General features: G+C 73.2%; 5 protein-coding genes and 1 pseudogene. 1 reads left to right on the top strand and 5 read right to left on the bottom strand.

Annotated features, from left to right (window positions below; all coding sequences use genetic code 11):
- The 5 genes and pseudogenes from NOD94_RS39100 to NOD94_RS39120 all read right to left on the bottom strand — a co-directional run.
- A pseudogene (locus NOD94_RS39100) lies at positions 1-1,059 on the bottom strand (hypothetical protein); the annotation flags it as partial.
- Entirely contained in the window at positions 1,056-1,976 is a 921-nt protein-coding gene (locus NOD94_RS39105) for an FAD binding domain-containing protein (protein ID WP_281211011.1), read from the bottom strand. The pseudogene NOD94_RS39100 and the gene NOD94_RS39105, both read right to left, overlap by 4 nt.
- 349 nt (positions 1,977-2,325) lie before the next feature.
- Complete coding sequence (locus tag NOD94_RS39110; protein ID WP_281211012.1) at positions 2,326-4,017, bottom strand: beta-N-acetylhexosaminidase; 1,692 nt, start codon at positions 4,015-4,017, stop codon at positions 2,326-2,328.
- A gap of 160 nt (positions 4,018-4,177) precedes the next feature.
- The gene (locus tag NOD94_RS39115; RefSeq protein WP_281211013.1) at positions 4,178-4,462 is read right to left on the bottom strand and encodes a DUF3039 domain-containing protein; all 285 of its coding nucleotides are present in this window, start codon (positions 4,460-4,462) and stop codon (positions 4,178-4,180) included.
- A 28-nt stretch (positions 4,463-4,490) separates the two neighbouring features.
- Positions 4,491-5,051 (bottom strand): YqgE/AlgH family protein, encoded by a 561-nt coding sequence (locus NOD94_RS39120; protein ID WP_281211014.1) that lies wholly within the window; start codon positions 5,049-5,051, stop codon positions 4,491-4,493.
- A gap of 263 nt (positions 5,052-5,314) precedes the next feature.
- Between NOD94_RS39120 and murA the strand changes: the two genes are divergently transcribed.
- Positions 5,315-6,652, top strand: coding sequence for a UDP-N-acetylglucosamine 1-carboxyvinyltransferase (gene murA, locus NOD94_RS39125; RefSeq protein ID WP_267092034.1), 1,338 nt, complete (start codon positions 5,315-5,317; stop codon positions 6,650-6,652).
- Positions 6,653-6,788 lie beyond the last annotated feature (136 nt).

Raw genomic sequence — 6,788 nt, forward strand, 5'->3', positions numbered from 1 at the left:
CGCGGCCCGCCGTGCGGCGTCCTCGCCGGTTCCGGCCGGTCCGGTCCCGCCCGGCAGCACGCCACCGGTCAGCATCCCGGCGGCGGCCGTGGCCCCGGCGTCGGCGGTGGTCTCCGCCCAGGGGGCGGCGGCGCCGCCCGGCAGCGTCACCGGAGCCTGGCTCCAGTCGGAGCCGGTGGCCCGCCCCCGGAACTCCCCGGAGGGCTCACCGGAACCGTCGCCGGCCGCGCCACCGAACGCGTCCGTCGGGCCGTCGGCGCGGTAGCCCCCGGTGTACCCGCCCCGGTACTCCCCCGGGTATCCGTCCTGTGCGGCGCCCTCGAACTCACCGGCGCCCTCGAACCCGCCTGCGCCCGCGAACTCACCGGTACCCGCGAAGCCGTCCGCACCCGCGAACCCGCCCGTGCTCGTGAACCCGTCGGCGCCCGGAGCGCCCCCGAAGTCCCGCACGTCCCGGAAGTCGGAATAGCCCGAAGGGTCGGAGAACTCCGCGAACTGCCCGGTTTCCCCGGAAAGTTGGCTTCCGTCCGCCCCGCCGGTCGGCAGCGTCCACTGCCCGGTGCTCACGGACTCGTCGGGCTGCTGCGTCGCCTCCGGGAACTGCCACTCGGCCGTCGCGGACGGGTCGGGGTCGTGTCCGGTCCCCTCCGGGCCGCCGTCCCCGTAGGCGGCCGCCACGGACGGCGGCAGCGGGATCGACGCCGGGATCGGCCCGCGGCCCGGCGCGTCGGCGCCCGCCCCGGCCCCGTTGCCCGTTCCGGCCTCCGGCCACTGGACCGGCATGGTCCAGGTGCCCGTGGCCGTCGGGTCGGCGCTGGCCGAGCCGAGCGGCACGATCATCGGCGGTGGCACGTACCCGTGTCCGGGCGCGGCGAGGGGCTCGCCGCTGTCGAGGGCGTCCAACATGTGCTGCGGCAGCTTCACGAAGGCCGTGGCCTCGGAGTCGAACTCGCCGCCGTGCGGCACCGGCTCCCAGCCCCAGTCGGCGCCCGCGCCGCCCCTGTTGCCCGAGTTGCCCGCGTCACCGGTCGATCCGCTCACGTTCTCGTTCTCACTCATGAGGTCAGTGCCCTCCCCAGGGCCCTGCGCGCCAGCACGGCCACCGTCCGCCGCAGATGCAGTACTCCGGAGGACACCGGTTCCCCCTGGTCGGGCACACAGGCGGCCGCGACGTACTCGCCGAAGGCCTCCAGCGCCTCGGGGGCCAGGGTCCGTTCCCCGTCCCAGTCGATCAGCGAGGCCACCCACTGTTCGGCCTCCAGCGGCCGCAGCGGCATCGGGGCGACCGCGCCGACGGCGCACCGCACTCCCCTGCGCGCCGGGTCGAGCACGAGCCCGACGGAGGCCAGGGCCCGCCCCGGTCCCGTACGCCCCGTGGCCTTCAGGAACACCTGCGGGGCGTGCAGCAGGGGCACCCGTACGAAACCGATCAGCTCGCCGGGCCGGAGCATCTCGCGGCCGGCCAGCAGGTGGGAGACGGGGATCTCGCGCCGCGACCCGGCGGGGCCGACGATGATCAGCATCGCCTCCAGCGCCGCCAGCACCGGGAGGGCGTCACCGGTCGGGGCGGCCGTGGCGATGTTCCCGCCGAGGGTGCCCGCGTTGCGGATCTGCGGCGGGCCGGCGGCGCGGGCGGCCGCGGCGAGCGCCGGGATCAGGGCGGCGAAGTCCGGCCGTCCCATCCGGGCGTGCGTCAGTCCGGCGCCGAGCAGCGCGTGTCCGTCCTGGTACTGCCAGCCGCGGATCTCGTTGATCCGCCCGAGGCCCACCAGCGCGGCGGGTCTCAGCAGGCCCGCGTTGACCGCGGCCATGAGGTCGGTGCCGCCGGCCACGGGTACGGCCGCGGGCATGGCGGTGAGTGCCGCCACGGCCTCGTCGAGCGAGGCCGGCAGCGTCACGGACTGCGCCGCCTGGGCCGCATGCGGAGGTTGCGGCTCCTGAGCCGCATGCGATGCGTGCGGTGCGTGCGTGGTCAACCCAGCTGCCCCTTCCCGATGTCCCGGTCCCGGCGCTCACGCCTGTCCGCCGTACGGTACGTCCTCACCGCCGGGAGGTGGCAACTCTGGCACATCTTCCGGAGCACCCGGCGCGAGGGTCTCCCGGGTACCGCCGCCCCGAATCCCGTGCCGGCGCCGGACTCCGCGCCGGAACCCCGCCGCGGGCGCCGCCCGACCATCGCGAGGGCGCCCGGGTGACGGTCCTCCGACCATGCGCCCGGGCGCCCGTTTTTCCCCGTATCAGCCTTATTCGGGAGAGAGTTCCAAAGGTTTCCGAAGAGTTCCGCTTCCGGCCATCGGCAGGCACGGGAACGACACCCTCCCCGGGTCACACGATCGGAGGCTCCCCCTCGATCGGGCGGCCCAGCACCCCCGGCCGACGCTGCCACGGCAGCGGACCGCCCGGGGGTCGGTACTCCACGCCGAGCGCGTCGAGCCGCGCGTAGTGGGTCGCCATCCGCGTCTCGAACCCGGCCCGGTCCCGGGATTCCGGTTCCGGCAGCGTCGACCACACCACCTCGGCGAAGGCCGCCAACCTCGGGAACACCTGGTAGTCGACGCGGCTCTGGTTCTCCATCACCTCGGTCCACACGTTGGCCTGCGCGCCCAGCACGTGCGCGGCGGCCTCCGGCGACAGCTTCGGCGGCACCGGCTCGAAGCGGTACACGTCCTCCAGGGTCCGCACGTACCCGATGGGCATCGGCTCGTCCGGGCCGTCCGCCTGACGGTGGTCCAGGTACACCTGCTGTTCGGGGCACATCACCACGTCGTGCCCGGCCTCGGCGGCCGCGACCCCGCCCGCGTAGCCCCGCCAGGAGGACACGACGGCGCCCTTGCCGAGGCCGACGGCGCTCACCTCGTCGCCGGACCCGGCGGCCCGCGCGCCCGCCCCGGCGCCGCCCTCCAGGATCTCGTCCCAGCCGACGAGCCTGCGGCCGCGCTCGGCGAGCCAGCGGTCGAAGTGCCGGATGAACCAGGACTGGAGTCCGTCCTCCCCGTCCACGCCCAGCTCGGCGATCCGCTCCTGCGCGGCCGGGGACGCCTTCCACTGCGCCTTGGGGCACTCGTCCCCGCCCACGTGGACGAAGGGGGACACCTCCGCCGGGAACAGCTCCAGCAGCTCCTCGAAGACGCCTTCGTAGAACCGCAGTACGCCCTCGGTCGGCGCGAGGACGTTCTCCGAAATGCCCCAGTCGTCCCACACCTCCAGCGCGGCGGTGTCCACCACGTCGGTGTTCCCGAGCTCGGGGTGGGCGGCGATGGCCGCCTGGGAGTGGCCGGGCACGTCGATCTCGGGCACCACCCGCACGTGCCGTTCGGCGGCGTAGGCGACGATCTCGCGGACGTCGTCCTGGCTCAGGAAGCCGCCGTGGGGCGTCTCGTTCCACAGCGGCGAGGCCCGATGTCCCCACCGGCTGCGGGCCCGCCACGCGCCGGTCTCCGTGAGCCTCGGGTAGCGCTTGATCTCGATCCGCCACCCCTGGTCGTCCGTCAGGTGCAGGTGCAGCACGTTGAGCTTGTGCGCGACGAGCAGGTCGATGTAGCGCAGCACCCCGTCCTTGGGGAGGAAGTGCCGGGCGATGTCGAGCATCATCCCGCGCCACTCGAAGCGCGGGGCGTCGGCGACGGCGGCGTACGGCAGGCTCCAGGTCCGCCCGGGCAGCGGCGCCCTGCGGTACGCGTCGGGGCCGAGCAGCTGACGCAGCGTCTGCGCGCCCCAGAACAGCCCGGCGGCCGAGGCCCCGGTCAGTTCGACGCCGTCCTCGCCGATGTCGAGCCGGTACGACTCAGGCCCGCCCGCGCCCGCCCGCTCCGGGTCGACGGTCAGCCGTACGTCGCCCCGCGCGCCGGAGCCGGCGTCCGGCAGCTCCCACCCGGTGGCCGCTCCGAGTTCGCGGCGCAGCCACCGCGCGACGCCCTCGGCGCCCGGCCCGACGGCGAGGGCCGGTCGGGGCCCGAAGGCGTACCTCCGTCCGTCCCCGTCGGGAACCGCGTTCCGGGGTGCGGGGATCAGGTCCATGCGTCAGCCCTTCGCCACAGGCAGCGTGTTGCGCCCTGCGCAACGATCGTTCCGCAGGGCGCTCGTCGCGCCGACCCTAACCCGGGCCGGGGGCACACAAAAGGCCCCCGGCGCGCATCCGCGCACACGGGGACCTTCGGCGAACGGTTCGAGGACCTTCCTACTTGTCCTTGCCGCCCTTGTCCTTGTCGCCGCCGGCGCCCATGGACTCGTAGATCTCCTTGCACATGGGACAGACCGGGTACTTCTTCGGGTCGCGGCCCGGGACCCAGACCTTGCCGCAGAGCGCGACGACGGGGGTGCCCCCGAGCGCGCTCTCCATGATCTTGTCCTTCTGGACGTAGTGGGCGAAGCGCTCGTGGTCGCCGTCGCCGTGGGAGACCTGCGGCGTCGGCTCTACGAGGGTCCCCGTACCAGTCCCGCGATCGGGCTCAAGAGTGCTCATAAAGCCAGGGTACTGAACCCCACCGGGCTCAGTTCAGCGACGGGTCGTCCAGATAGGTGGCGACCATCGCGAGGTCGCTGCGCTGGCGGCGCAGGACCGCCCGCCAGAGCCGTTCGGGGTCGGGGAAGGAGACGTCGCCCGGTTCGGAATCCACCACGTACCAGGCTCCGTCGCCCAGCTCGACCTCCAGCTGACCCGGCCCCCATCCGGAGTAGCCGGCGAAGATGCGCAGCCCGCCGAGCGCCGCGGCCAGCAGCTCGGGCGGGGCCTCCAGGTCGACCAGGCCGATCGCGCCGTGCACCCGGCGCCACCCGAGCGGCCCCTCCTCGCCCGGGATCACGGCGACCCCCAACGCGGAGTCGAGCGCCACCGGCCCGCCTTGGAACACCACCCCCGGGTCACCGGCGAGCGGCGCCCACGGCAGCAGGATGTCCCGTACGTCCACCGGGGTGGGGCGGTTGAGGACGACGCCGAGGGACCCCTGCTCGTCGTGGTCGAGCAGCAGGACGACCGCGCGGTCGAAATTCGGGTCCGCGAGGGCTGGGGTGGCCACGAGCAGCCGCCCTGTGAGGGAGGACACCTCGGTCATGCGGACATGATCCCGCACAATCGCCCTTCGGGGGGAGCGGACGGCGGTATCGGATCGTGCGCAGCTCAGGGCGCACGGCGGCAGCGAGGAGCGCGCACGGCGAAAACCCCCGGAAGTGAACGCTCCGCTACTTGCCGCGCACACAGGGTGCTGTACCGAATTCATGACAGTCCTACGGCCGCGTCAGCCATACGAACAAGGGGGTGGTGCCCCTTACCCTTTTCACTGATCCCCTGCCCATCCCTCTCCGGAACGCGAGATCCATGACCGGCAACGATGTCCTGCTTGTCCACGGCGGAACCCCGCTCGAGGGCGAGATCCGTGTCCGCGGCGCGAAGAACCTCGTGCCGAAGGCCATGGTCGCCGCACTCCTCGGCAGCGAACCCAGCCGTCTGCGCAACGTGCCCGACATCCGTGACGTCCGGGTCGTGCGCGGGCTCCTGCAGCTGCACGGCGTGACCGTGCGCCCCGGCGAGGAGCCGGGCGAGCTGGTGCTCGACCCGACCCACGTCGAGAGCGCGAACGTCGCCGACATCGACGCGCACGCGGGTTCCTCCCGCATCCCGATCCTCTTCTGCGGTCCGCTGCTGCACCGCCTCGGCCACGCCTTCATCCCGGGCCTGGGCGGCTGCGACATCGGCGGCCGGCCGATCGACTTCCACTTCGACGTGCTCCGCCAGTTCGGCGCGACCATCGAGAAGCGCGAGGGCGGTCAGTACCTGGAGGCCCCGCAGCGTCTTCGCGGATGCAAGATCCGCCTGCCCTACCCGTCGGTCGGCTCGACCGAGCAGGTCCTGCTGACGGCCGTGCTGGCCGAGGGCGTGACCGAGCTCAGCAACGCCGCCGTCGAGCCGGAGATCGAAGACCTCATCTGCGTCCTGCAGAAGATGGGCGCGATCATCTCCGTCGACACCGACCGGACCATCCGCATCACCGGTGTCGACCGCCTCAGCGGCTACAACCACAAGGCGCTCCCGGACCGCCTGGAGGCCGCCTCGTGGGCTTCCGCGGCCCTGGCGACCGGCGGCAACATCTACGTCCGCGGGGCGCAGCAGCGCTCGATGATGACCTTCCTCAACACGTTCCGCCGGGTCGGCGGCGCGTTCGAGATCGACGACGAGGGCATCCGCTTCTGGCACCCGGGCGGCCCGCTCAAGGCGATCCACCTGGAGACGGACGTCCACCCGGGCTTCCAGACCGACTGGCAGCAGCCGCTGGTCGTCGCCCTGACCCAGGCCACGGGCCTGTCGATCGTCCACGAGACGGTCTACGAGTCCCGGCTCGGCTTCACCTCGGCGCTGAACCAGATGGGTGCTCACATCCAGCTGTACCGGGAGTGCCTGGGCGGCAGCGCGTGCCGTTTCGGTCAGCGCAACTTCCTGCACTCGGCGGTCGTGTCGGGCCCGACGAAGCTCCAGGGCGCCGACCTGGTCATCCCCGACCTGCGCGGCGGTTTCTCGTACCTGATCGCGGCGCTGGCGGCCGAGGGCACCTCGCGCGTCCACGGCATCGACCTGATCAACCGCGGCTACGAGAACTTCATGGAGAAGCTCGTCGAGCTGGGCGCGAAGGTCGAGCTGCCGAACGGCGACCTCGTCTGATTCCCTCCGGGGCCCCACGGGGCCCCGGACAGGCCGAAGGGGGGGGCCCCCCCCCCGGGGGGGGCGCCCCGCGGGGGGGTAGTTTGAAATTCGCTCGCGCGGGGGTCTGTGGCCGCGGGGCCAAGTGCGGTTAAAT

Origin of the sequence: Streptomyces sp. Isolate_45 (assembly GCF_024721315.2) — a bacterium.
Taxonomy (GTDB): Bacteria; Actinomycetota; Actinomycetes; order Streptomycetales; family Streptomycetaceae; genus Streptomyces.

What these genes read in the sequence shown, in the direction of transcription:
- NOD94_RS39110 (WP_281211012.1), bottom strand. Translation starts at nt 4,017, where the DNA reads ATGGACCTGATCCCCGCACCCCGGAACGCGGTTCCCGACGGGGACGGA.
- NOD94_RS39115 (WP_281211013.1), bottom strand. Translation starts at nt 4,462, where the DNA reads ATGAGCACTCTTGAGCCCGATCGCGGGACTGGTACGGGGACCCTCGTA.
- NOD94_RS39120 (WP_281211014.1), bottom strand. Translation starts at nt 5,051, where the DNA reads ATGACCGAGGTGTCCTCCCTCACAGGGCGGCTGCTCGTGGCCACCCCA.
- murA (WP_267092034.1), top strand. Translation starts at nt 5,315, where the DNA reads ATGACCGGCAACGATGTCCTGCTTGTCCACGGCGGAACCCCGCTCGAG.